A 23,137-nucleotide genomic window follows, 5' to 3' on the forward strand; every position below is an offset into this window, starting at 1 on the left:
TTTTCGATGAGTGACGAACAGGACAAGCCGACCCTCAGCCGCAAGCCCCTCGGGCTGAAGCGGACGGTCGAGGCCGGACAGGTACAGCAGCAATTCAGCCATGGCCGCCGCAACACGGTGGTGGTCGAGGTGAAGCGCCGCCGCGTGCTCGGCCGTCCCGGCGAGGCCGCGCCCGAGCCCGTGGTCGAAGAGGTCGAGGCCGCTCCGGTGCCCGCCCCGGCTCCCGCGCCCGCGCCCGCTCCGAAGCCCGCGCCGCGCGCGACCGAGGCCGACAGCCTGATGTCGCGCCAGGAACGCCAGGCGCAGCTGCTCCGCGAGGCCGAAGAAGCGCGCATGTCGGCGCAGGAAGACACGCGCCGCCGCGAGGAAGCCGCCCGTGCGCGCGCCGCAGAAGAGGAAAAGGCCCGCGCCGAAGCGCGTGCAGCCGAGCCCGCCCCGGCGCCCGAACCGACGCCCGCTCCGGCACCCGTCGCCGAAACCGCGCCGGCCGCCGAGGCACCGGCCGCCAAGGCCGAGGAAGGCGAAGCCGCCGCGCCGCGCAGCACGACCAGCGCCGCCCCCGCGCCGCGCCGCTTCACCCCGGTCGAGGCGCCGAAGCGCCCCGAGCCCAAGCGCCCCGAGCCCAAGGCCACCCGCGGCGCCGACAACCGCCGCCAGTCGGGCAAGTTGACCGTCACCCGCGCGCTCAACGAGGACGAAGGCGCGCGCGCCCGCAGCCTCGCCGCGCTCAAGCGCGCGCGCGAAAAGGAAAAGCGCTCGCACACCAGCTTCTCGGGTCCGCGCGAGAAGCAGGTCCGCGAAGTCGTCGTGCCGGAAAGCATCACGGTCGCCGAACTCGCGAACCGCATGGCCGAAAAGACCAACGACCTGATCAAGGCGTTGTTCAAGATGGGCAGCCCGGCGGCGGCCGGCGACACGATCGACCAGGATACCGCCGAACTGCTCGTCACCGAATTCGGGCACGAGATCACGCGCGTCAGCGAGGGCGACATCGACATCCGCCACGACGAGGATATCGACGATGCCGAGCATCTGAAGCCGCGCGCCCCGGTGGTCACGATCATGGGCCATGTCGACCATGGCAAGACCAGCCTGCTCGACGCGCTGCGCGGCGCCAATGTCGTCGCGGGCGAGGCCGGCGGCATCACGCAGCATATCGGGGCCTATCAGGTGAAGGCACAGGACGGCAGCGTCATCACCTTCCTCGATACGCCGGGTCACGAAGCCTTCACCGAGATGCGCCAGCGCGGTGCGAACGTCACCGACATCGTGATCCTGGTGGTCGCCGCCGACGACGGGCTGAAGCCGCAGTCGATCGAGGCCATTGCCCATGCCAAGGCCGCGGGCGTGCCGATCATCGTCGCGATCAACAAGGTCGACAAGGAAGGCGCCAACCCGCAGCGCGTCCGCGAACGCCTGCTCGAACATGAGTTGGTGGTCGAGGAAATGGGCGGCGACGTCCAGAATGTCGAAGTGTCGGCGCTCAAGAAGACCGGCCTCGACAAATTGCTCGATGCGATCGCGGTGCAGGCCGAGATCATGGAGCTGAAGGCCAACCCCGACCGCGCCGCCGAAGGCACGGTGGTCGAGGCGAAGCTCGACAAGGGCCGCGGTCCGGTGGCGACGATCCTCGTTCGCCGCGGTACCTTGAAGGTCGGCGATATCTTCGTCTGCGGCGCCGAAAGCGGCCGCGTCCGCGCGCTGATCGACGACAAGGGCCAGCAGATCAAGACGGCGGGCCCGTCGATGCCGGTCGAGGTCCTCGGTCTCGGCGGCGTTCCGATGGCGGGCGATACGCTGACCGTCGTCGAGAATGAGGCGCGCGCCCGCGAAGTCGCCGCCTATCGCCAGGAACAGGCGACGCGCAAGCGCACGGTGCAGGCGCCCGTCAGCCTCGAGGGCATGTTCGAGGCGCTCGCCGACAAGGCCAATGTCATCCAGTATCCGGTGGTGATCAAGGGCGACGTCCAGGGCAGCGTCGAGGCGATCGTCAACGCGCTCAACAAGATATCGACCGACGAGATCAAGGTCCGCGTCCTCCATTCGGGCGCGGGTGCGATCACCGAAAGCGACGTCACGCTGGCGGCGGCGACGGGCGCCCCGATCATCGGCTTCAACGTCCGCCCGAACGCCAAGGCGCGCGATATCGCGAAGCGCGAAAAGGTGCGCTTCATGTATCATGACGTCATCTATCACCTGACCGACGAGGTCCGGAAGGAAATGGCGGGCGAACTGGGTCCGGAGCGGATCGAGAATGTCGTCGGCCGCGCCGAGGTCAAGGAAGTCTTCCCGGCCGGCAAGCGCGACAAGGCCGCCGGTCTGCTCGTGCTCGAAGGCGTCATCCGCAAGGGGCTGCACGCGCGCCTCACCCGCGACGACGTCATCGTCTCGGCGACGACCATCGCGTCGTTGCGCCGCTTCAAGGACGACGTCGCCGAAGTGCGCGCGGGCCTCGAGTGCGGTGTGGTGCTGGCGGATACGAACGACATCAAGCCGGGCGACCACCTCGAAGTCTTCGAGGTCGAACTGCGCGACCGGACGCTCTGACGGGCGTCCGCTCCGCATAACAGGGAGGCGGCACCATGGCGCGCTACGTCGCCCTGTTCGGCAGCATCAACGTCGGCGGCAACCGGCTGAAGATGGTCGACCTGCGCTCGGCCTTCGAGGCCGAGGGCTTCAGCAATGTCGAGACCGTCGTGGCGAGCGGCAATGTGCTGTTCGACCATGACGCGCGGCCGACGCGCGGGCTCGAGGAAAAGCTGTCGATGATGGTCGACGAACGTTTCGACATGACGAGCGCGGTGGTGGTGCGCGACCGCGACGAACTCGCGGCGGGCGTGTCGGACAATCCCTTTGCCGGGACGAACGAGGACAGGTTCGTCCACACCATGTATCTGACCGACCAGCCGAGCAAGGAGCAGTTCGAGCGGCTGGTGGGCGATCATCTCGGCCGCGGCGGCGAAAAGCTCGCGCTCGGCAAGCGTATGTTGTTCCTCGACTATGGCGACGGGGTTGCCGACAGCAAGCTTACCGGCCCCTTCATCGAAAGGCGCTTGGGCTGCAAGGGCACCGCGCGTAACATGCGCTCGATCGCGCGCATCGTCGCGAAACTGGACGAAGAGAAGAAGGCGAAGTGAAGAAAGCCGAAAAGGACAATGGCCCGTCGGTTCGCGTGCTGCGCGTCGGCGAGCAGGTGCGCCACATATTGAGCGAGATCATCGCGCGCGGCGACGTGCATGACGACGTCCTCGCGACGCACCCCGTCAGCATCACCGAAGTGCGCATGTCCCCCGATTTGCGTCATGCGACGGTGTTCGTGAAACCGCTGCTCGGCAAGGACGAAGAAGCGGTGCTGAAGGCGCTGCGCACCAACACCGCCTATCTCCAGAAGACCGTCGCGTCTAAGGTGCGCATGAAATATGCCGCGAAGCTGAAATTCCTCGCGGACGAGAGCTTCGACGAGGCGAGCCACATCGAAAAATTGCTGCGCGATCCGAAGGTGGCGCGCGATCTGGAGGACAGGGACGCCGAATGATGGGCCGCTGGATCGCCGTGGTGACTGCGACTTTGATCGCGATCGCGGTGGCTCTCGGCCTTCCCTTTGTCGGCGGCGAGCAGAAATGGCATGTCGCGCGCGGCGCGCTCGATGCCGATTGCAACAACAGCGGCGCCAACCCCGACGGCAGCGTGCAATTCATGGTCATGTGCCCGCGATCGGCCATGTCGCCCGACCGACGATGGAAGATCGTTCAGACGCCGGCGACCGGCGGCGAACGGGAAATCTACGACGTTCGGATAGAGGACGCGCGCGGGCGTATCATTGGTTCGATCCCGACGCTCAACGACAGCATGCCGTTTGTGCTGCGATGGTCGCCTCGGCGTGACTGGTTTCTGATCAACCATTGGCTCGGGTCGGGTCTGGAGCGACCGCGTGTATTTCAGGTCACGCCGTCCGGCGTCGTGGAACATCGGCGTCACCTCGACGCCGGTCTTGCGCAAGCGCACCGCATTTCTCCGTGCCTTCCCGTCGACAAGATGGAAGCATCGGGCAGCGGCGTCAGATGGTCGCGCGACGGGCGGCGGCTCGCTTGGGTCTATGCGACACGCCCCGACATGTGCGTCTTCTATGGCGACATGTCCGGACCGATTCCCGCCGACAAGCAGTGGAAACCGTTCCTGATGATCTCGGACATCGAGACCGGCGCCGTCGTCGCGGACTCGATCCGCCTGCTGCCGGATGATGGCAAATGGGATTTCCCGGCCGACGCACCCTATGACGATTTCTGACGCTGGCCGCGCCTACTTGCCCTTCGGCGTCTTGATCCCCGCCGCCGCTTCCAGTTCGACCAGCGCTTCCTCCAGATAGTCGATCATCCGCTGCGCATGCGGCACGCTGCGGCGGCAGGCGGTGATGCCGAAGTCGATATTCTCGAAATTCGACACCTGGGTGATGTTCATCGCCATGCCGTCGACCGGGATGCTCGCGGGATACATGCCGTCGAGGCGCGCGCCGTTCCAGTACATCTGCTCGCGCGGGCCGGGGACGTTCGAGATCGTCACCGAATAGGCGGGGAATTTGTCGGCGGTCCGCGTCAGCGCGGTGAGCATCATCGGGAAGCTGGTGATCGCGGTGTAGAGCTGGATCTGCGACGCGGTCATCGCGCGCAGCTGCGCCTTTGCCGAATTCATCGATTCCTGGATCGCCGCCATCCGCGTCGCGGGATCGTCGATATGCGTCGCGAGGTTCGCGGTCACCGACGCGACCGAATTGCCCGAATCGATATCGTCCTTGGGCCGGATCGACACCGGCGCCATGGCTTTCAGCGGCTTGTCGGGCAGTTCGTTCAGCGACTGCAGATATTTGCGCATCGCCCCCGCGCACATGCCGAGCACCGCGTCGTTGATCGTGCCGTCATACGCCTTGCCGACGCGGCGCACGCGTTCGAGCGACCAGCTTTGCGCGACGAAGCGGCGCGCGCCGGTGATGTTGCGGTTGAAGCTGGTGCGCGGCACCCCGGCGAAGGGGGTGACCAGCCCGTCGCCGCCGAGCCCGACCATCGCCGCGACATATTGGTTGAGCGCCTTGGTCACCCCGACGCTGTTGCCCCATTGCTCCTTCAGGAAATCGCCGATCGCGGCGATGTCGGTCAGGCTGGGGCGCGGCGCTTTCTTGGGCGGCGGGAATTTGCGCTTATAGGCCTCATAGGCTTCGACCGACAACGGCGAGGCGCTGCGGCGCTCCTTGGGATCGGGCGAGAGCATCGAATTGTAGAAATGGATGCTCGCCGCGCCGTCCATCAGCGCGTGGTGGATCTTCTTGAAGGTCGCGATCTGCCGGTTGGGCAGGCCGGAGATCAGCGTGATCTCCCACAGCGGCCGCGTGCGGTCGAGCAGCCCCGAATGAAGCCGCGAGGCGAGTTCGAACATCTCGCGATAGCGTCCCGGCTTGGGCAGCGCCGAGGCGCGGACATGGTAGTGCATGTCGATGTCGCGGTCGGGTTCGAGCCGGATCGGGCCGTACTGGCCGAGCGCGGTGAGTTTCAGCACCTCGCTGAACGGCCGCCGCAGCCCCTCGGACTGGCGGAGCAGCGCGAGTTGTTCGTTCAGCCATTCGGTCTCGTCGACATCGTCGGGCAGGGTATAGAGGTTGATGCCGCCGATATGCATCGGCATCTCGCGGCTTTCGCCCACCAGGAACATCGCATCGCTGATCGGCATCAGGCGCATCGGCAGCTCTCCCCCACTGATTGTGCTGCATATTTGTGCGCAGCATGACAGCGGGCGGCGGCGTGTCAAGCGACCGCGGGTGGGTGCTCTTATTCAATAGTTGACATCAGCAACTAATTGTCCGACGACGATGGCATGACCCAGGCCGCCACCCTCGATCCTAACCCCGCTCTCGCGACCGCCGTCACGTCGCTCCGGCGCTTCAACCGCTTCTACACGCGGCGGATGGGCGCGCTCGACCCGCATTATATGGGCAGCGAGCTGTCGCTGGTCGAAGCGCGGATCTTCTACGAGATCGCGGTCGGCGAACCCGTGCTCGCCAAGGCGATCCAGGAAGCGGTCGGGGTCGATCCGGGCTATCTCAGCCGCATCATCGGCAAATTCGCGCAGCGCGGCTGGATCGCGCGCGGGCGCGGCGCCGATGCGCGCGAGCGGCCGATCATGCTCACGGGCGAAGGTCGCGCCGCCTTCGCCGCGCTCGATGCCCGCACCTTCGACGAGACCGCGCGGCTGCTCGATGGTCTGCCGGGACCCGACGTCGCGGCGCTGAGTGCCGCGGTCGACTGGATCGCCGACCGGCTGGGCAGCGCCGACGGTCAGGCGTACCAGGTCCGGACCTGGACCGTCGGCGACATGGGCATGGTCACCGCGCGGCAGGCGATCCTCTACCAGCAGGTCTATGGCTGGGGCACGCGGATGGAAGCGCTGATCGGCGAGATCACCACCGCTTTCCTGCGCGATTTCCAGCCGGGCCGCGAGCAATGCTGGATCGCCGAGCGCGCGGGGCGCATGCTCGGCTCGGTCTTCCTCGTCGCCGAGGACGACCGCGTCGCACGCCTGCGCCTCCTTTATGTCGAGCCCGAGGCGCGTGGGCTCGGGATCGGCGCCGATCTCGTCGCGCGCTGCGTCGCCTTCGCCCGCGCCGCGGGCTATCGCGAGATCATACTGTGGACCCACGCGGTGCTGACCAGCGCGCGCAAGATCTATGCGGCGGAGGGATTCGTCCTCGAATCGGCCGAAAAAAGCGACGAATTCGGCACACCCGAAGTGAGCGAAAGCTGGCGGCTCATCCTCGCCGATTGAACGGGGTGGAACCGCGCCGGGATTGATCCTAAGCAGCGGCGCATGGCCAAGCTCTATTTCTATTATGCCAGCATGAATGCCGGCAAATCGACGACGCTGCTGCAGGCGGATTTCAACTATCGCGAGCGCGGCATGGAGACGATGCTGTGGACCGCGGCGCTCGACGATCGTTATGGCGCGGGGCAGATCACCAGCCGCATCGGCCTGCTCGCCGAGGCGCACAAGTTCGACCCCGACAGCGACATCGCCGCCGCGGTGCTCGCCGAGAACCGCCAGCGTCCGCTCGCCTGCGTGCTCGTCGACGAGGCGCAGTTCCTCTCGAAGGCGCAGGTATTCCAGCTCGCGACGCTCGCCGACGAGGCCAATATCCCGATCCTCTGCTACGGCCTGCGCACCGATTTTTCGGCCGAGCTCTTTCCCGGATCGGCGGCGCTGCTCGGCATCGCCGACGCGCTCGTCGAACTGAAGGCCGTCTGCGAATGCGGGCGCAAGGCGACGATGAACCTGCGCGTCGACGAACAGGGCCGCGCGGTGGTCGAGGGCGCGCAGACCGAGATCGGCGGCAACGACCGCTATGTCGCGATGTGCCGCCGCCACTTCATGCAAAAGCGGCGCGAAGCCGCCGCGGCGCCGGTCCCGGCCTGATCCCGTTTTTCCCGAAAGGACTATCATGCGTAATCTCGTGTCGCTGAGCCTCGCCGCCGCGCTGCTCGCCGCCGCGCCCGTGCAGGCGAAGCCGGCGTCGAAGCCCGAGGCGGTGCTCAAGACCAGGGGCTATCAGGCGGCGGTCAAGATCCTCGACCGCGATCACGACCGGATGGTCGCCGAGATCGTCAAGCTGACCGAAATCCCCGCGCCGCCATTCAAGGAAGCGGCGCGCGCCGCGGCCTATCGCGACATGCTGAAGGACGCCGGGCTCGCGGATGTCGAGATCGACGAGGAGGGCAATGCGATGGGCGTCTATCGCGGCACTGGTCCCGCCGGCGGCCCCGCGGTGATGATCGCCGCGCACCTCGACACCGTCTTTCCCGAAGGCACGCCGGTCAAGGTCCGCCGCGAAGGCACGCGGCTCCATGCCCCCGGCATCGGCGACGACACGCGCGGGCTCGCGGTGCTGCTCGCCTACGCCCGCGCGATGAAGGAGAGCGGCGTCAAGGTCCGCCAGGACATCATCTTCGTCGGCAATGTCGGCGAGGAAGGCCCCGGCGACCTCCGCGGCGTCCGCTACCTGCTCACCAAGGGCAAATACAAGGACCGGGTGACGGCCTTTTTCTCGATGGACGGGCTCGATCCGTCGCGCCTCGTCACCGGCGGCGTCGGGTCGAAACGCTATCGCATCACCTGGAAGGGGCCGGGCGGCCACAGCTTCAGCGCCTTCGGGCTGGTCAATCCGATGGCGGCGATGAGCCAGGCGGTGGTCGATTTCTACAAGATCGCGGTCCCCGCAGCGCCCAAGACGACCTATTCGGCCAGCGTCACCGGCGGCGGCACCTCGGTCAATTCGATCCCGAATGAGGCGTTTATGGAGTTCGACATGCGCTCCGAAAGCCCGGCCGAACTCGCCAAGCTCGAACAGGCGTTTCTCGGCGTGGTCAGGAAGAGCGTCGAGGGCGAAAATGCCGCGCGCTCGGTCAAGGAAGGGCCGATCGCCGCCGATATCAAGATGATCGGCGACCGCCCCGCGGGCGAAACCGCCGCGACGCAGCCGATCGTGCTGAACGCGCAGGCGATCATCCGCGCCAACGGGCTCGATCCCGTTTCGTCCTTCTCCTCGACCGACTCCAACCTGCCGATGAGCCTCGGCATCCCGGCGGTGACGATCGGATCGGGCGGCGAGGGTGGCCGCGCGCACGCGCTCGACGAGTGGATCGACGTCGAAAAGACCAAGAGCCTGGGCGGCGCCAAGGTCGGCCTCGGCATATTGCTCGCGACCGCGGGGGTCCAGTGATGCAGGACGCGCTCTACGTCGAACTGGCCGACGGCGACCTGCGGCTCGTCAAGCTCGCCGAGGAACATCGTGAGGCGCTGCGCGCGGTCTGCGCCGCCGACGCCGACATCTGGCCGATCTATTCGTCGAGCTTCGGCCCCGGCCATTTCGACAAGAGCTTCGATACCCTGGTCTCGGGCGTCGGTCGCATGCCCTATGCGGTGTTCGACGGCGCGCGGCTGATCGGCATGACCGCCTGGCTGCGCCCCGACTGGTCGGCGCAGACGGTCGAGATCGGCAACTCCTATATCCACCCCGACGCGCGCGGCACGGGCTTCAACGGGCGCCTCAAGAAGTTGATGATCGACCATGCTTTCGCGGTCGGCATCCGCCGCATCGAATTCCGCATCGACGAGCGTAACAAGCGGAGCCAGGCCGCGGTCGCCAAGCTCGGCTGCACCAAGGAAGCGACCTTGCGCTCCGAACGCATCACCTGGACCGGCCATGTCCGCGACACCGCGCTCTGGTCGCTGCTGGCGGCGGAATGGGCGGCACGCCAGGGTCAGCCCTAGTTCAGACTCGCCCTGCTATGGCGATCCGCAATATGAAACAGAAACTCGCACTCTCCCTGGCCGCCTTGCTGCTTCCCCTTTCTGCAGCGGCGGCCGACGAGCCCGCCAAGGAAGCACGCCAGATCGGCGTCGAGGCGAGCATCGCTTTTCCCGCCTACGGCACCGTCCGCAATTTCGAGGCCGACGGCGACGATGGCCTCTGGATCGAGGACCAGCGCCGCGACTGGTATTATGCCACGCTCACCGGCTATTGCCCCGATCTCGATTTTGCCGAGGCGATCGGCATCGACACGCGCGGCACGTCGCGGCTCGACAAGTTCGGCGCAATCGTCGTGAAGGGTCAGCGCTGCCAGATCACCTCCTTCGTCACCGCCGAAAAGCCGCTGCCGCGCAAGGAACGGCTGGCGGCAGAGAGGGCGGCCAAGGGCGCCGCGAAAGCCGCGGAGTCAAATTGACGCCTCGGCCGCTGCGCCATAGAGCGCGGCGATGAACGGCTGGATCATCCTCGACAAACCCCTGGGGCTCGGCTCGACGCAGGCGGTCGGCGCGGTCAAGCGCGTCTGCCGCGAGGCGGGGCTGGGCAAGGTCAAGGTCGGCCATGGCGGCACGCTCGACCCGCTCGCGACCGGGGTGCTGCCGATCGCGCTCGGCGAAGCGACGAAGCTGTGCGGGCGGATGCTCGACGCGAGCAAGATCTACGACTTCACGATCCGCTTCGGGGTGCAGACCGACGGGCTCGATGCCGAGGGCGAAGTCGTCGCGACGAGCGACGTTCGCCCGACCCTGGCCGAGGTGGAGGCAGTGCTGCCGCGCTTCACCGGGCCCATCGAGCAGGTGCCGCCGGCCTATTCGGCGATCAAGATCGACGGCGAACGCGCCTACGACCGCGCGCGCAAGGGCGAGGCGGTCGAGATGAAGGCGAGGGCCGTGACCGTTTACTCCCTCGAAATCCTCCCCACTTGTGGGGAGGTGGCAGCGCGAAGCGCTGACGGTGGGGGGTCTCGGCCCGAAGCCCCGGCTGAAACCGCACTCCCCCTCCACCATCCTGCGGATGGTCCCCCTCCCCGTGCCGGGGAGGATTTGTCCGAAATCACCCTCACCGCGCACGTTTCGAAGGGCACCTATATCCGCTCCCTCGCCCGCGACATCGCGCTCGCCCTCGGCACCGTCGGCCATGTCACCATGCTACGCCGCACGCGCGCGGGGCCGTTCACCGCTCAGCAGGCGATTTCGCTGGACAAATTGAACGCTTTCGGCCAAGGGGCCGCGCAATCAGATTTCATTCTGCCGCTGGAGGCAGGGCTGGTCGACATCCCGGCTCTTGACCTTTCCCCGGAAGCGGCAGGGGCGATCCGTCAGGGTCGTGTCTGGACCGGGGTAGCTACGGACGACGGGCTCTATTGGGGACGGGACGGCGAAAATCGTCCGATCGCCCTGATCGAGGCTTTGGCGGGAACGCTGAAGGTCGTGCGCGGCTTCAACCTTTAAAACACGATGTTCGAAGGAAAATACAATGTCGATTACCGCCGAACGCAAGGCCGAAGTCATCAAGGAACATGCCCGCGAAGCCGGTGACACGGGTTCGCCCGAGGTTCAGGTCGCGATCCTGACCGAGCGTATCAACACGCTGACCGACCACTTCAAGGCGAACCACAAGGACAATCACAGCCGCCGCGGGCTGTTGATGATGGTCAACAAGCGCCGCAGCCTGCTCGACTATCTTCGCAAGAAGGACGAGGGCCGCTACGCCGACCTGATCGCGAAGCTGGGTCTTCGCAAATAAGAATAAGAGGGCGGCTCCGGATCACCGGGGCCGCTTTCATATTGGTCGCTCGCTTGGGCGCGCGACCGCAGGGCCGCTCCCGCATCCGGCGGGACCGCCATAGGGCAGACAGACGCCCTGGACCGCCCCGGGCCGGATTGCCCGGACACAGAGGCCCCGCCCGGCATAGGGCCCGGCGGGCGAAGGAAATCCTATGTTTGACGTGAAAAAAGTATCGATCGAGTGGGGCGGTGAAACGCTGACCCTCGAAACGGGCAAGGTTGCCCGCCAGGCCGACGGCGCCGTGATGGCGACGCTGGGCGAAACGGTCGTCCTGTGCGCCGTGACCGCCGCGAAGTCGGTGAAGGACGGGCAGGACTTCTTCCCGCTCACCGTCCATTATCAGGAAAAATATTCGGCCGCCGGCCGCATCCCGGGCGGCTTCTTCAAGCGCGAACGCGGCGCGACCGAAAAGGAAACGCTCGTCAGCCGCCTGATCGACCGTCCGATCCGCCCGCTGTTCCCCGAAGGTTTCTACAACGAGATCAACGCCATTGCCCAGGTTCTGAGCTATGACGGCCACAACGAGCCCGACATCCTCGCGATGGTCGCCGCCTCGGCCGCGCTCACCATCTCGGGCGTGCCCTTCATGGGTCCGATCGGCGCCGCGCGCGTCGGTTATGTCGATGGCGAATATATCCTGAACCCGACCGACGAACAGGTTGCCGAAGGCGACCTCGACCTCGTCGTCGCCGCCACTTACGACGCCGTGATGATGGTCGAATCCGAAGCGAACGAGCTGTCGGAAGAGATCATGCTCGGCGCCGTCCTGTTCGCGCACGACGCGTGCAAGGAAGTCGTCAAGGCGATCGTCAAGCTCGCCGAGCAGGCCGCCAAGGATCCGTGGGAAGTCGCCGCCGGCGACGACAATGCCGCGATCAAGGACAAGCTCAAGAAGCTGATCGGCAAGGACATCGCCGCCGCCTACAAGCTGACCGACAAGTCGGCCCGCTCGAACGCGCTCAACGAAGCGCGCGCGAAGGCGAAGGCACAGTTCGCCGAAGACGGCCTCAGCCCGCAGGAAGTCATGGCCGGCATCAAGCTGACCAAGAAGCTGGAAGCCGAAATCGTTCGCGGCGCCATCCTCAAGGACGGCAAGCGCATCGACGGCCGCACGACGACGCAGATCCGTCCGATCGTCGCCGAAACGCACTTCCTGCCCCGCGCGCATGGTTCGGCGCTGTTCACCCGCGGTGAAACGCAGACGATTGCTACGGCTACCCTCGGCACCAAGGAAAGCGAACAGATGGTCGATGGCCTCAACGGCCTGTCGTACCAGAACTTTATGCTGCACTATAACTTCCCGCCCTATTCGGTCGGCGAAGTCGGCCGCTTCGGTGCGCCCGGCCGCCGCGAAGTCGGCCATGGCAAGCTCGCCTGGCGCGCGCTGCACCCCGTGCTGCCGACGAAGGAGGACTTCCCCTACACGATCCGCCTCACCAGCGACATCACCGAGTCGAACGGCTCATCGTCGATGGCGTCGGTCTGCGGCGGTTCGCTCGCGATGATGGACGCCGGCGTGCCGATCAAGCGCCCCGTCTCGGGCATCGCGATGGGCCTGATCCTCGAAGGCAAGGATTATGCGATCCTGTCGGACATCCTGGGCGACGAGGATCACCTCGGCGACATGGACTTCAAGGTCGCGGGCACGTCCGAGGGCATCACCACGATGCAGATGGACATCAAGATCGCGGGCATCACGCGCGAGATCTTCGAAGCCGCGCTGAACCAGGCGAAGGAAGGCCGCGCGCACATCCTCGGTGAAATGAACAAGGCGCTCGGCGAAACCCGCAGCGAATTGTCGGCGCACGCGCCGCGCATCGAGACGATGCAGATCGACAAGTCGAAGATCCGCGATGTCATCGGTACCGGCGGCAAGGTGATCCGCGAGATCGTCGCGACCACCGGCGCCAAGGTCGACATCGACGACGAAGGCGTGATCAAGATCTCGTCGAGCGACCTCGATCAGATCGAAGCCGCGCGCAAGTGGATCGCGGGCATCGTCGAGGAAGCCGAAGTCGGCAAGATCTATGACGGCAAGGTCGTCAACCTCGTCGATTTCGGTGCGTTCGTGAATTTCATGGGCGGCAAGGACGGTCTCGTCCACGTCAGCGAAATCAAGAACGAGCGTGTCGAGAAGGTCTCGGACGTCCTCGCCGAAGGCCAGGAAGTCAAGGTCAAGGTCCTCGAGATCGACCAGCGCGGCAAGGTCCGCCTGTCGATGCGCGTCGTCGACCAGGAAACCGGCGAAGAGCTGGAAGACACCCGCCCGGCGCGCGAACCCCGCGAACCGCGCGGCGATCGTGGCCCGCGCCGTGATGGCGACCGCGACCGGGGCCCCCGCCGCGACGGCGGCCGCGGCGATCGTGGCCCGCGCCGCGATGGCGACCGTGATCGCGGTCCGCGCCGCGAGCGCAACGACGGTCCCGACGACCAGGGCCATGTGCCCGACTTCCTGAAGGACTAAGCGCTTCCACTATCGGAACAGGAAAGGGGCTGCTTCGGCAGCCCCTTTTTTGCGCTCAGGACGGGATTTATGGGACGGCTTGTCCGTCCCCACCCAACCGCCGCGCCGCATCCTCGCGGTATGGCGTCCAGTCGGTCGGGCACGTCTTCACCGCCTTCGGCACGCCCTGCATCCCCTCGGTCACCCAGCAATCGCCGTAGATCGAGCAATAGCAGGCGCGAATCTTCAGCTTCCAGCGCTCGCGGTTGAACGCGGTCCAGATCGCCTCATTCTCGGGCGTGCGCGGCAGGCCGATGAAGCGCAATTGCTCGCCCGGCCGCACCGCGACGCCGGTCGAGGGCGAGGTCGCGAAGGACAGGCGCTTGGCGTCGCCGCGGCAGCAGCTTTGCAGCAATGCGCCGGGGCTCGCGATCGCCTTGCCGCGATAGCGGATTTCGACCGGGCCCATGATCGCGGGGCCGACGCCATTGTTCGTCATCGACAGCGAGATATTCGCCTTGCCCTCGTCGTCGACATTGCTGGTGCCCAGGGTGACGAAGGGCATCACCCCGCCGGTCTGCATCTTCTGCGTCGCATCGGCCTGGACGAAGGCGAAATAGGCGAGCGCGAGCGACGCGATCAGCGCGGGCAACCCGATCAGGAAATGCGCCACGGTGATGAAGGGGAGATAGCGCAGCAGGCGGAGCGGAAAATCCGGGGATGGCGGAGCGGGCGGGGGTGTGTCGGTCATCGCGCCATGCTAGCGCCGCGCCGCCGCCTTTCCAATTACCTGTGGTTGAGCGATCAGCCCGGTGTCGCTGGCGCCAGTTCGGCTTTCAGAAAGGCGACGATCTTCGGCCAGCTGTCGGCGCGCGCCGCGGCATTGCCCTCGGGGGTGCCGCCGCCGAAGCCCGTCCAGCGCTTCGCGTCCGCCGCGTCGGCGAAGGGGGCGCCCATCACGCCGTGCCCGGCATCCTTATAGCGCAGCACCAGCGGCGCCGCGGCGCCCTTCGCCTTCGCGCGCGCCACGATCTGGTCGGTCATCGGGCAGCTCGGCCACAATTTTTCGGCCTCGCCGCAGACGAGCAGCAATTTGCCTTTGTAAGCCTCGACCGGGATGATCGCGGCGGGATTCTGGTCCAGCTCCTCGAGCCCGTTCACGAACACCGGCATCAGCCCGTCGCTTCCCGGCCGGCCCTTGTAGGCGAGGTGCGGCACCGGCTCGCCCTTTTCGCTCCACGACGAACTGAACGAGCCGAGCATGTAGTTTTCACCGGTCATTCCGTCCCAGACGACGCTCGACGGCATGCCGAGCGCGGCGGCGCGGAGGCCGGGGTAGCGGGTCGCGACGAGGAGGCCGGCCTCGCCGCCCTTCGAATAGCCGACGATGCCGATGCGGCCGGGATCGACCCCGGGCTGCTGCTTGAGCCAGTCGAGCCCCTTGTAGAAATCCTCGAGCGGGATGTTCTTGAGCTTCGCCGATTTGCCCGGCGCATTGTGATAGGCGAGATGGAGCGTCGTGAAGCCTTCGGCCTGCAGCGCCACCGCCTGCGCGCGGACGTCCTTGCCCAGTCCGCCCTCGGAGCCGCCGAGCAGCAGGATCGCGGGGTGCAGGCCCGGACCGCCGGCGGGGTAGAAATTGGCGAGGATGCCGTCCGCGGCGATGCGCTGTCCGGTCGGGCCCGCCTCGACGACCGTGGCGGGCTTGGGGTCGGCGGTCAGCATATAGGCGAAGCCGCCCCCGCCGCCGACGACGAGCGTGCCCAGCACGCCCAAAACGATCTTCCATCTCAATTTCACGGGCCGCCCTCCCTATTGCTGTATTATTACTATAGTACAGCGCGGCGGATGGCCAGCCCGAAAATGAAAGGGGCCGCGCGGTGCGGCCCCTTTGCCATTTCCTGCGCTTCCCGCTCAGTTCGCGAAGCGTTCGGTGTAATCGGCGCGTAGCTGGAGCCAATTGTCCCAGTGCGGCGCGGGGGTGGTTCCGCGCAGCCGCGCCTCGAGCACGTCGACATGCGCGTGCCAGCCCGCGCTGACGTTGAGACGGACGGTGAGGTCCTCGATCCGCTTGTGGACGATCGTCAGCAGCACGTCGTCGCCGCGTTCCTCGAGCCGGAAGGTGACGCCGCCGGTGCTGCCCCAGCTGATCGACAGGCTGTGCGGCGGCGCGATCGCGGTGACTTCGCACGTCATGCGATGTTCGGTGTCCATGCCCTCGGGCCGCGCGCCCGGCGGGTCGGTCAGTTCGTCGTTGCGCCAGACGAACTCGACCGGCGCGCCGACCTGTTCCTCCATCGCGCCCGCGGCGAGCCACTGACGGCGCAGTTCGCCGTCGGTGAGATAGGCCCAGACGCGCTCGATCGGGCCGGGGAGCAGGCGCTGGAGCGTCAGCGTCGCGGGTTCGGTGAGCATGCCGTAATTGTCGTCGGCCAGTATCGCGGTCATTTCTCTTCTCCTTCTTTCCCGGGGAGGGGTTTCTTCGGCGGGGGTGGGGCGTCCTCGGCGCGCAGCAGCGCTTCGAGGGTGTCGAGGCGGCCGGTCCAGAAGCGGCGATAGACGCCGAGCCACTGGTCGGCGCTCATCAGCGGCGCGGGATCGAGGCTGCACATATGCGTGCGCCCGCGCACCTCGCGGCGTACCAGCCCGGCGCGTTCGAGCATCTTGATATGCTTCGACGCCGCGGCGAGCGACATGGCGAAAGGCTCGGCGAGCTCGCCGACGCTGCGCTCGCCGGCGGCGAGTTCGCCGAGCATCGCGCGCCGCGTCGCATCGCCGAGCGCGTGGAAGATCGTATCGAGGGTGTGCGAATCATGTTCAACCATGTGGTTTAATATGACGGGCTTCAAAATATTGTCAACCCATCGGTTGAATATCCGGCCGCGCGAACGAACTCCAGCTGATCGACGCATTTGTTGACAATGTGTCGCAATAGCGATTAGGGCGCCCGCAACGTCCAAGCATCGGGGGTGACAATGAAATTTCGGAACGGCTTTCTCGCGAGCGGCTGCGCGCTGCTGGCTCTATCGTCGCAAATGGCGCGCGCTGAAGAGGGCGAGGCCGATGCCGGCGAAGAGATCGTCGTCGTCGGCGCGCTGACCGATGTCGAAATCGACCGCGAGGAAATCGAGATCATCCAGGCCAACGACCTGGCCGACCTGTTCCGCCAGGTCCCGTCGGTCAGCGTCGGTGGCGGGGTCGGGCTGGCGCAGAAAATCTATGTCCGCGGACTCGAGGATTCGCTGCTCAACGTCACCATCGACGGTGCGCCGCAGCGCGGGACGCTGTTCCACCATATCGGGCGCGTCACGATCGAGCCCGAACTGCTCGAGACGGTCGATGTGCAGGCGGGGCCGGGCGAGGCGACCGCGGGCTTCGGCGCGGTCGGCGGTGCGATCCGCTTTCGCACGCGCGATGCGGTCGACATGCTGCAGGACGGCCGCAATATCGGCGGCATCGCCAAGGCGGGCTGGTTCAGCAACGACGGCTACAAGCTGTCGGGCACGCTCTACGGCCGCATCGCGGGCGATGTCGGCATCCTCGCCTCCTATGTCCATGTGAACCGCGATCCCTATCAGGACGGCGACGGCGTGACCCAGCTGGCGACGGGCGCTAAGCAGAATCTGGGCTTCGTCAAGATCGGCGGCGAGCTGGGCGGCGGGCATCGCATCACCGCGAGCTACGAGCATCGCCGCGAGAGCGGGCGGTTCGGCCAGCGGCCCAACTGGCCCGTGCTGGCCGGCGCGCGGCTGTTCCCGGTCAAGGGCAAGCGCCAGACCGCGGTGCTCAACTATGGCTATGAAGCGAGCGACGCCGTCGGCATCGAGGCGACGGGTTACTGGACGCGCACCAATTTCAGTCAGGACCGCTTCGACCGCTGGGGGCTCTACGGCGCCGAGATCGAGACCTGGGGCTTCGACGCGCGCGCCAATCTTTCGATCGCCAACCATGATATCACGGTGGGCGCCGAGCATCGCCGCGACCGCGTCAACAGCGCCTATCTGGCCGATCCCGCGATGTGGCAGCCCTGGGCCTGGGACCCCGCCATCGGTAGCTTCACCGAAAAGGGATCGCTGATGGGGGTCTATGTCCAGGATCATTGGCGCGTAATCGATCCGCTGCTGATCAGCTTCGGTGCGCGCTTCGACGCCTATGACCTCGACCAGACGACCTATCGCACCGGCACCAACAGCGAGGGGCTGAGCTTCAACGCCGGCGCCCAGTTCGAGGTCTTCCCTGGGCTGACGCTCAATGCCGGCTATGCCGAGGCGTTTCGCGGCAAGGAGATCGGCGACGCCTTCACGCTCGAAAAGCGTCCCGGCCGCCTGTCGCTGTCGCCGACTTTGCGTCCCGAAAAGGTCGACAATGTCGAGGGCGGGGTGAAATATGACGCGGGCGGCTTCACCGCCTCGGCGGTCTATTACGAAATGCGCATTCGCGACGTCATCCTCGACCAACTCGGCCGCAACGCCGCACAGCCGGTCCAGGACGCGGTGTTTTACGAGAATGTCGGCAAGTTCAAGACCAGGGGGGTCGAACTGCGCGCCGGCTATCGTACCGGCCCGTTCAGCGTCGACGCTTATTATAATCACTATGATTCGCGCCTGAACGGCAACCGGATCGAGGGCTATGAGCATATCGCGCTCGGCAATTCGCTGGGCGACAATTGGGCGGTCACCGTCGGTTTCGAGCCCACCGACACGATCAATCTCCGCGCCAGCCTGACGCGCTTCGAGGATCTGAACGATATCGAGGTGCTGTTCCGCGAAAGCCAGCTGGGCTTCATCGATGGCACACGCCTCATCGACAAGCCCGGCTATACGACGGTCGACCTGTTCGCGAGCTGGCGCCCGCTGGGGACCGACATGGTCGAGCTGCAGGCGGCGGTCTATAATCTGTTCGACCAGCGCTATATCGCGCACGCCAGCACCGCCGATTACGGCCAGCTCGGCCTGCCCGACTATGCGATCGTGTCGGGCCTGCCCGAACCCGGCCGGAACATCCGCCTGACCGCCGCCTTCCGCTTCTGATGGCAGGCGCGGCGGCTCCGCGCCGGCCGCGCCGCGGCCTGAAGCTGTGGCACCGCTGGTTCGGGCTGCTCGCGGCGCTGTGGCTCGCGCTGCTCGCGGTCACGGGCGTCGCGATCACCTTTTACGAGGAGATCGACCGCGCACTGAACGCCGACTGGCGGTCGGTGCCGGCCTCCGGCGCGGCGCCGGCGCCGCTCGACGCCGCGGTCGCGGCGGCCGCGCGCGCGCTGCCGGGCTTCGCCCCCAGCATGATCGAGCTGCCCGGCCATGCCGGCGATACGCTGTGGATGATGGGCCGCGCGCCGGGTTCGGGGATCGCGGGACCGGTGCAGGTCTTTTCCGACCCGCGCGACGGCAGCCTGCTCGGCTGGCGCGAGAGCGGCCGCGTCGCGCTCGACCGGCGACATGTCATGGACATCCTCTACGGCCTCCACATCGACCTGCTCGCCGGGCCGTGGATGATGTGGTTCTTCGGCCTCGTCTCGCTGCTGTGGGCGATCGACCATGGCATCGCGATCGCGCTGGCCTTTCCGCGCGGCGCGCACTGGATCCGCTCCTTTCGCATCGCGGGGCGGCGCGCGAGCCTGAAGCGCCTGTTCGATTCGCACCGCGCCTGGGGCCTGTGGTTCGCGCCGGTAACGCTGGTGCTGGCGGTGACCGGGGTGACGCTGACGTGGGACGAGGACAGCCGCCACGCCGTCGGCCTGCTCTCGCCGGTGACCGGGCGGCTGCACGAAAGCATGGCCGACGTCCCCGAAACGCCGCCGGTGCTGGGGATCGAGGCGGCGCTGGCGCGCGCGGTGGGGACGGCGCGTGCGCGGGTGCACAGCGTGCGGCTGTTCCCCGATCACGGCGTCTATGCCGTGCGCACCTACGACCCGCGCGACCGCGACGACCAGGGGCGGCTGTGGCATTATGTCGCGATGGACGACGGGCGCATCGTCGGGACGCGCCACGACAATGGCACGACCGCGGGGGACGAATTCTTCGCCTGGCAATATCCGCTCCATTCGGGAAAGGCGTTCGGGCTGGCGGGGCGACTGGCGATCCTCGCCGGCGGCGCGGTCACGCTCTGGCTGTGCTGGAGCGGGGTGATGCTGTGGTGGCGCCGGCGGCGATAAACGGCTTTCGCGCCCGGCGCCGGCGCGGCATAAAGGCGGCATGATCAGCCTCCTCTTCGCGCTCGCCGCCGCCGCCCAGTCCCCGACCGTCCCGCCGCAGGCGACGCAGCTGCCGCCGTCGCCCGCCCCGATCCCGGCGCCGGTCACCCCGGTGGTCGAGGTCGACACGCGGCCTTATGTGGCGCTGGTCACCGACCTCGGCACGATCACCGTGCGGCTGGAGGACAAGCGCGCGCCGGTCAGCGCGAAGAATTTCCTGCGCTACGTCGATTCGAAGCGGATGGACGGTTTCAGCTTCTATCGCACGACGAAGAGCTGGGGCCCGGCGAGCCAGCTGATCCAGGCGGGCAATCGCGGCGACGCGCGCAAAAATTATCCGCAGATCGCGCACGAGCCGACCAACGTCACCGGCCTTTCGAACTGCAAGGGCGCGCTGGTGATGGCGCGGCTTTCGCCGGGCGACGCGACGACCGACTTCTTCCTGCTGCTGTCGGACATTCCCGGCTTCGATGCCGACCCGAGCCAGAGCGGCGACAATGCGGGCTTCGCGGTGTTCGGCGAACTGGTCGGTGGCGCCGACATCGCCGAGAAGATCTTCAACGCGCCGATCTCGCCGACGAAGGGCGAGGGGGTGATGGTGGGGCAGATCCTCGATCCGATGGTGACGATCAAGTCGGCGCGCCGCGTCGCTGCCCCCGCCGACGCCCCGAAAGGCTGTGTCGTCAAGGCGCCGTAAATCCGCGCCCGCATCCCGATCATTTATTTTGCGTTCATGCGCGCTGTGGCTATACCGCGCGCATGACTCAGCGTCCCACCCTGCGCGCCTCGACGCGCCTGCTCGCCGCCGCCCTTGTGATCACCCCCCTGCTCGCCGCCTGCGGCGGGGGCAGCGGCGTCAAAAAGGACACGCGCTATGTCGCGCGCGACGTGAGCACGCTGTACCGCGCGGCGCAGGACCGGCTCGACCGCCAGCAATATGGCCTCGCGGCGGCGCTGTTCGACGAGGTCGAGCGCCAGCACCCCTATTCGCCCTGGGCGCGCCGTGCGCAGCTGATGAGCAGCTTCAGCTACTATATGGACCGCGAATATACCCCGGCGATCGAGGCGGCGCAGCGCTTCCTGGCGATCCACCCGGGCAACAAGGACGCGCCCTATGCCTATTATCTGATCGGGCTCAGCTATTATGAGCAGATCAGCGACGTCACCCGCGACCAGAAGATCACGCAGCAGGCGCTCGCCGCGCTGGGCGAGGTGATCCGCCGCTATCCCGACAGCCGCTACGCCGCCGACGCGCGGCTGAAGGTCGACCTGGTGCAGGACCATCTCGCGGGCAAGGAGATGGAGATCGGGCGTTTCTACCAGCGCAGCTCGAACTGGCTCGCCGCGTCGATCCGCTTCCGCGAAGTGACCGAGAAGTTCCAGACGACCAGCCACACGCCCGAGGCGCTCTATCGCCTGACCGAATGCTATCTGGCATTGGGCGTGCCCGCGGAGGCGAAGAAGTCGGCCGCGGTGCTCGGCGCCAACTATCCGGGCAGCGAATGGTATGAGCGCGCGTACAAGCTGATGCAGCGGCACGCGCCGACGGCCTGATCTGCCGACTTGCGCTTTGCGGGCATAGATTCGCATTTTGTTCTGGGGTAAGGGCAGGCCATGCTGACGGCGCTGTCCATCGCCAATATCGTCCTGATCGAACGGCTCGACCTCGATTTCGCGGCCGGGCTCGGCGTGCTCACCGGCGAGACTGGGGCGGGCAAGTCGATCCTGCTCGACGCGCTGGGGCTCGCGCTCGGCGCGCGCGCCGACAGCGCGCTGGTGCGGCAGGGCAGCGACAAGGCGCAGGTGACCGCGAGCTTTGCGCCGCCCGCCGCGGCGACGCCGCTCGGCAGGCTGCTTGCTGAAAACGACATCGAGATTGAGGCGGGCGAACCGTTGCTGATCCGCCGCACGCTCAAGGCCGATGGCGGCAGCCGCGCCTTCTTGAACGACCAGCCCTGTTCGGCGGCGCTGCTGCGCGAGGTCGGCGGGCATCTCGTCGAGATCCACGGCCAGCACGACGACCGCGGCCTGCTCGCGCCCGCGGGGCACCGCGCGCTTCTCGACACCTATGGCCGCTGCGACAGCGCGGCGGTCGCCGCGGCGCACGGCGAATGGCGCGGCGCCGAGGCGCGGCTGGCGGCGGCGCGGGGCGCGCTCGACGAGGCCGAGCGCGACCGCGAGTGGCTGGAGCATTGCGTCGCCGAACTGACCGCGCTGGCGCCGCAGCCGGGCGAAGAAGCCGAACTCGCCGAGGCGCGCAGCACGATGCAGAAGGGCGAGCGCATCGCCGCCGACATGGGCGCGATCATGGCGGCGTTCGAGGGCAGCGACAGTGGTCCTGCGCAGCTGCGCGGCGCGGCGCGGCGGCTCGACCGGCTCGCGGGCGACCATCCCTTGCTCGCCGAGGCGCTGGCGGGGCTCGACCGCGCGATCATCGAGGCGGACGAGGCCGAGCAAAGGCTGGTCGAGGCGGCGCGCGCGCTCGAATATGACCCCGCGCGGCTCGAGGAGACCGAGACGCGATTGTTCGACCTCCGCGCGATGGCGCGCAAACATCATGTCCAGCCCGACGAACTCGCGACGCTCGCGGGCGACCTCGCGGCGCGGCTCGACGCGATCGAAGGCGGCAGCGAAGGCCTCGCCAAGCTCGAGGCCGAGGTCGCGGCGAAGGCCGCGGCCTATACCCACGCTGCGACCGCGCTGTCCGATGCGCGCAGCAAGGCCGCGGCGCGGCTCGACAAGGCGGTGGCGGGCGAACTGGTGCCGCTGAGGCTCGACGCCGCGCGCTTCCAGACGCTCGTCGAGCGCCTGCCCGCCGAACGCTGGGGCGAGGGCGGCATGGACCGCGTCGAATTCCTCATCTCGACCAACCCCGGCGCGCCCTTCGCGCCGCTGATCAAGATCGCGTCGGGCGGCGAATTGTCGCGCTTCATCCTCGCCTTGAAGGTCGCGCTCGCCGAAGAGGGCGGTGCCGACACGATCATCTTCGACGAGATCGACCGCGGCGTCGGCGGCGCGGTGGCGAGCGCGATCGGGGAACGACTGGCCAAGCTCGCGAGCGGCGCCAAGCAGTTGCTCGCGGTCACCCACAGCCCGCAGGTCGCGGCGAAAGGCGCGGCGCATTTCCTGATCGCCAAGTCGAGCCAGGGCACGGTCACCCGCACCGGCGTTCGGGCCCTCGACGAAAGCGAACGCCGCGAAGAAATCGCGCGCATGCTTTCGGGGGCGGAAGTGACCGACGAAGCAAGGGCGCAGGCCGAGCGGTTGCTGGAGACCGTTGGGTGATCCACCGGGCAAATCCGAAAACCCCTCCTCTTCAGAGGAGGGGCAGCGAGACTTGGTCCGGCGTAGCCGGGCCTAGTCGCAGCGG

Annotated in this window: 22 protein-coding genes; 17 read left to right on the plus strand and 5 right to left on the minus strand. The window is 67.2% G+C overall.

The genetic code is table 11. The features are described from left to right. Positions 1-6: 6 nt before the first annotated feature. Genes infB through ATE62_RS03050 form a run of 4 tightly spaced genes read left to right on the plus strand, consistent with a single transcriptional unit; the run spans position 7 to position 4,287 of the window. Positions 7-2,547: a translation initiation factor IF-2 gene (gene infB, locus ATE62_RS03035; protein ID WP_058806426.1), complete on the plus strand. Its 2,541-nt coding sequence runs from the start codon at positions 7-9 to the stop codon at positions 2,545-2,547. Between the two features lie 35 nt (positions 2,548-2,582). Then, a complete protein-coding gene (locus ATE62_RS03040; protein ID WP_058806427.1) occupies positions 2,583-3,137 on the plus strand; it encodes a DUF1697 domain-containing protein in 555 nt (184 codons plus the stop codon). Beyond that, a complete protein-coding gene (rbfA, locus tag ATE62_RS03045; protein WP_058806428.1) occupies positions 3,134-3,535 on the plus strand; it encodes a 30S ribosome-binding factor RbfA in 402 nt (133 codons plus the stop codon). The genes ATE62_RS03040 and rbfA overlap by 4 nt, the downstream gene beginning before the upstream one ends. Further along, complete coding sequence (locus ATE62_RS03050) at positions 3,532-4,287, plus strand: hypothetical protein (RefSeq protein WP_156420394.1); 756 nt, start codon at positions 3,532-3,534, stop codon at positions 4,285-4,287. Before rbfA ends, ATE62_RS03050 begins: the two co-directional genes overlap by 4 nt. A 12-nt stretch (positions 4,288-4,299) precedes the next feature. Here ATE62_RS03050 and ATE62_RS03055 read toward each other — a convergent pair whose 3' ends face one another. Beyond that, the gene (locus ATE62_RS03055) at positions 4,300-5,727 is read right to left on the minus strand and encodes a WS/DGAT/MGAT family O-acyltransferase (protein ID WP_058806430.1); all 1,428 of its coding nucleotides are present in this window, start codon (positions 5,725-5,727) and stop codon (positions 4,300-4,302) included. Positions 5,728-5,862: 135 nt separating this feature from the next. Between ATE62_RS03055 and ATE62_RS03060 the strand changes: the two genes are divergently transcribed. From ATE62_RS03060 to pnp, 8 genes are all read left to right on the plus strand, one after another. After that, positions 5,863-6,810 carry a bifunctional helix-turn-helix transcriptional regulator/GNAT family N-acetyltransferase gene (locus ATE62_RS03060; RefSeq protein WP_058806431.1) on the plus strand — a complete coding sequence of 316 codons (948 nt, stop codon included), beginning with the start codon at positions 5,863-5,865 and terminating at the stop codon, positions 6,808-6,810. Between the two features lie 42 nt (positions 6,811-6,852). Further along, the gene (locus ATE62_RS03065) at positions 6,853-7,455 is read left to right on the plus strand and encodes a thymidine kinase (protein WP_058806432.1); all 603 of its coding nucleotides are present in this window, start codon (positions 6,853-6,855) and stop codon (positions 7,453-7,455) included. Positions 7,456-7,480: 25 nt separating this feature from the next. Continuing rightward, positions 7,481-8,758: a M20/M25/M40 family metallo-hydrolase gene (locus ATE62_RS03070; protein WP_082662568.1), complete on the plus strand. Its 1,278-nt coding sequence runs from the start codon at positions 7,481-7,483 to the stop codon at positions 8,756-8,758. Continuing rightward, a complete protein-coding gene (locus ATE62_RS03075; RefSeq protein WP_058806433.1) occupies positions 8,758-9,309 on the plus strand; it encodes a GNAT family N-acetyltransferase in 552 nt (183 codons plus the stop codon). The genes ATE62_RS03070 and ATE62_RS03075 overlap by 1 nt, the downstream gene beginning before the upstream one ends. A 32-nt stretch (positions 9,310-9,341) precedes the next feature. Continuing rightward, a complete protein-coding gene (locus tag ATE62_RS03080; RefSeq protein WP_058806551.1) occupies positions 9,342-9,764 on the plus strand; it encodes a DUF6491 family protein in 423 nt (140 codons plus the stop codon). A gap of 31 nt (positions 9,765-9,795) precedes the next feature. Further along, positions 9,796-10,797: a tRNA pseudouridine(55) synthase TruB gene (truB, locus tag ATE62_RS03085; protein ID WP_058806434.1), complete on the plus strand. Its 1,002-nt coding sequence runs from the start codon at positions 9,796-9,798 to the stop codon at positions 10,795-10,797. 25 nt (positions 10,798-10,822) lie between these two features. Then, positions 10,823-11,092, plus strand: coding sequence for a 30S ribosomal protein S15 (gene rpsO, locus ATE62_RS03090; RefSeq protein WP_058806435.1), 270 nt, complete (start codon positions 10,823-10,825; stop codon positions 11,090-11,092). A 193-nt stretch (positions 11,093-11,285) separates the two neighbouring features. Further along, complete coding sequence (gene pnp / locus ATE62_RS03095) at positions 11,286-13,598, plus strand: polyribonucleotide nucleotidyltransferase (protein ID WP_058806436.1); 2,313 nt, start codon at positions 11,286-11,288, stop codon at positions 13,596-13,598. Positions 13,599-13,665: 67 nt separating this feature from the next. Here the strand turns inward: pnp and ATE62_RS03100 are convergent, their stop codons facing one another. From ATE62_RS03100 to ATE62_RS03115, 4 genes are all read right to left on the minus strand, one after another. Continuing rightward, complete coding sequence (locus ATE62_RS03100; RefSeq protein WP_058806437.1) at positions 13,666-14,328, minus strand: hypothetical protein; 663 nt, start codon at positions 14,326-14,328, stop codon at positions 13,666-13,668. 53 nt (positions 14,329-14,381) lie between these two features. Continuing rightward, complete coding sequence (locus ATE62_RS03105) at positions 14,382-15,377, minus strand: alpha/beta hydrolase (RefSeq protein WP_156420395.1); 996 nt, start codon at positions 15,375-15,377, stop codon at positions 14,382-14,384. 114 nt (positions 15,378-15,491) lie between these two features. After that, positions 15,492-16,025 carry an SRPBCC family protein gene (locus ATE62_RS03110; RefSeq protein ID WP_058806439.1) on the minus strand — a complete coding sequence of 178 codons (534 nt, stop codon included), beginning with the start codon at positions 16,023-16,025 and terminating at the stop codon, positions 15,492-15,494. Further along, positions 16,022-16,402 carry an ArsR/SmtB family transcription factor gene (locus tag ATE62_RS03115; protein WP_058806440.1) on the minus strand — a complete coding sequence of 127 codons (381 nt, stop codon included), beginning with the start codon at positions 16,400-16,402 and terminating at the stop codon, positions 16,022-16,024. The genes ATE62_RS03110 and ATE62_RS03115 overlap by 4 nt, the downstream gene beginning before the upstream one ends. Before the next feature lie 150 nt (positions 16,403-16,552). On the opposite strand from ATE62_RS03115, the gene ATE62_RS03120 reads away from it, so the two are divergent. The 5 genes from ATE62_RS03120 to recN all read left to right on the plus strand — a co-directional run bounded on the left by ATE62_RS03120 (position 16,553) and on the right by recN (position 23,052). After that, positions 16,553-18,607, plus strand: coding sequence for a TonB-dependent receptor domain-containing protein (locus tag ATE62_RS03120; RefSeq protein ID WP_058806441.1), 2,055 nt, complete (start codon positions 16,553-16,555; stop codon positions 18,605-18,607). Next, positions 18,607-19,728, plus strand: coding sequence for a PepSY-associated TM helix domain-containing protein (locus ATE62_RS03125; RefSeq protein WP_058806442.1), 1,122 nt, complete (start codon positions 18,607-18,609; stop codon positions 19,726-19,728). The genes ATE62_RS03120 and ATE62_RS03125 overlap by 1 nt, the downstream gene beginning before the upstream one ends. A gap of 40 nt (positions 19,729-19,768) precedes the next feature. Further along, on the plus strand, positions 19,769-20,464 hold the full coding sequence (locus tag ATE62_RS03130) for a peptidylprolyl isomerase (protein ID WP_058806443.1): 696 nt from the start codon (positions 19,769-19,771) through the stop codon (positions 20,462-20,464). Positions 20,465-20,526: 62 nt separating this feature from the next. After that, on the plus strand, positions 20,527-21,321 hold the full coding sequence (locus ATE62_RS03135; RefSeq protein ID WP_058806444.1) for an outer membrane protein assembly factor BamD: 795 nt from the start codon (positions 20,527-20,529) through the stop codon (positions 21,319-21,321). Positions 21,322-21,381: 60 nt separating this feature from the next. Then, positions 21,382-23,052 carry a DNA repair protein RecN gene (gene recN, locus ATE62_RS03140; protein ID WP_058806445.1) on the plus strand — a complete coding sequence of 557 codons (1,671 nt, stop codon included), beginning with the start codon at positions 21,382-21,384 and terminating at the stop codon, positions 23,050-23,052. Positions 23,053-23,137: the final 85 nt, after the last annotated feature.

Origin of the sequence: Sphingopyxis sp. HIX, assembly GCF_001468285.1 — a bacterium.
Lineage (GTDB): Bacteria > Pseudomonadota > Alphaproteobacteria > Sphingomonadales > Sphingomonadaceae > Sphingopyxis.

What these genes read in the sequence shown, in the direction of transcription:
- truB (WP_058806434.1), top strand. Translation starts at nt 9,796, where the DNA reads ATGAACGGCTGGATCATCCTCGACAAACCCCTGGGGCTCGGCTCGACG.
- ATE62_RS03120 (WP_058806441.1), top strand. Translation starts at nt 16,553, where the DNA reads ATGAAATTTCGGAACGGCTTTCTCGCGAGCGGCTGCGCGCTGCTGGCT.
- ATE62_RS03060 (WP_058806431.1), top strand. Translation starts at nt 5,863, where the DNA reads ATGACCCAGGCCGCCACCCTCGATCCTAACCCCGCTCTCGCGACCGCC.
- ATE62_RS03040 (WP_058806427.1), top strand. Translation starts at nt 2,583, where the DNA reads ATGGCGCGCTACGTCGCCCTGTTCGGCAGCATCAACGTCGGCGGCAAC.
- ATE62_RS03125 (WP_058806442.1), top strand. Translation starts at nt 18,607, where the DNA reads ATGGCAGGCGCGGCGGCTCCGCGCCGGCCGCGCCGCGGCCTGAAGCTG.
- ATE62_RS03130 (WP_058806443.1), top strand. Translation starts at nt 19,769, where the DNA reads ATGATCAGCCTCCTCTTCGCGCTCGCCGCCGCCGCCCAGTCCCCGACC.
- ATE62_RS03065 (WP_058806432.1), top strand. Translation starts at nt 6,853, where the DNA reads ATGGCCAAGCTCTATTTCTATTATGCCAGCATGAATGCCGGCAAATCG.
- ATE62_RS03100 (WP_058806437.1), bottom strand. Translation starts at nt 14,328, where the DNA reads ATGACCGACACACCCCCGCCCGCTCCGCCATCCCCGGATTTTCCGCTC.
- pnp (WP_058806436.1), top strand. Translation starts at nt 11,286, where the DNA reads ATGTTTGACGTGAAAAAAGTATCGATCGAGTGGGGCGGTGAAACGCTG.
- ATE62_RS03055 (WP_058806430.1), bottom strand. Translation starts at nt 5,727, where the DNA reads ATGCGCCTGATGCCGATCAGCGATGCGATGTTCCTGGTGGGCGAAAGC.
- infB (WP_058806426.1), top strand. Translation starts at nt 7, where the DNA reads ATGAGTGACGAACAGGACAAGCCGACCCTCAGCCGCAAGCCCCTCGGG.
- ATE62_RS03070 (WP_082662568.1), top strand. Translation starts at nt 7,481, where the DNA reads ATGCGTAATCTCGTGTCGCTGAGCCTCGCCGCCGCGCTGCTCGCCGCC.
- ATE62_RS03080 (WP_058806551.1), top strand. Translation starts at nt 9,342, where the DNA reads ATGAAACAGAAACTCGCACTCTCCCTGGCCGCCTTGCTGCTTCCCCTT.
- rpsO (WP_058806435.1), top strand. Translation starts at nt 10,823, where the DNA reads ATGTCGATTACCGCCGAACGCAAGGCCGAAGTCATCAAGGAACATGCC.
- recN (WP_058806445.1), top strand. Translation starts at nt 21,382, where the DNA reads ATGCTGACGGCGCTGTCCATCGCCAATATCGTCCTGATCGAACGGCTC.
- ATE62_RS03115 (WP_058806440.1), bottom strand. Translation starts at nt 16,402, where the DNA reads ATGGTTGAACATGATTCGCACACCCTCGATACGATCTTCCACGCGCTC.
- ATE62_RS03050 (WP_156420394.1), top strand. Translation starts at nt 3,532, where the DNA reads ATGATGGGCCGCTGGATCGCCGTGGTGACTGCGACTTTGATCGCGATC.
- ATE62_RS03110 (WP_058806439.1), bottom strand. Translation starts at nt 16,025, where the DNA reads ATGACCGCGATACTGGCCGACGACAATTACGGCATGCTCACCGAACCC.
- ATE62_RS03135 (WP_058806444.1), top strand. Translation starts at nt 20,527, where the DNA reads ATGACTCAGCGTCCCACCCTGCGCGCCTCGACGCGCCTGCTCGCCGCC.
- ATE62_RS03075 (WP_058806433.1), top strand. Translation starts at nt 8,758, where the DNA reads ATGCAGGACGCGCTCTACGTCGAACTGGCCGACGGCGACCTGCGGCTC.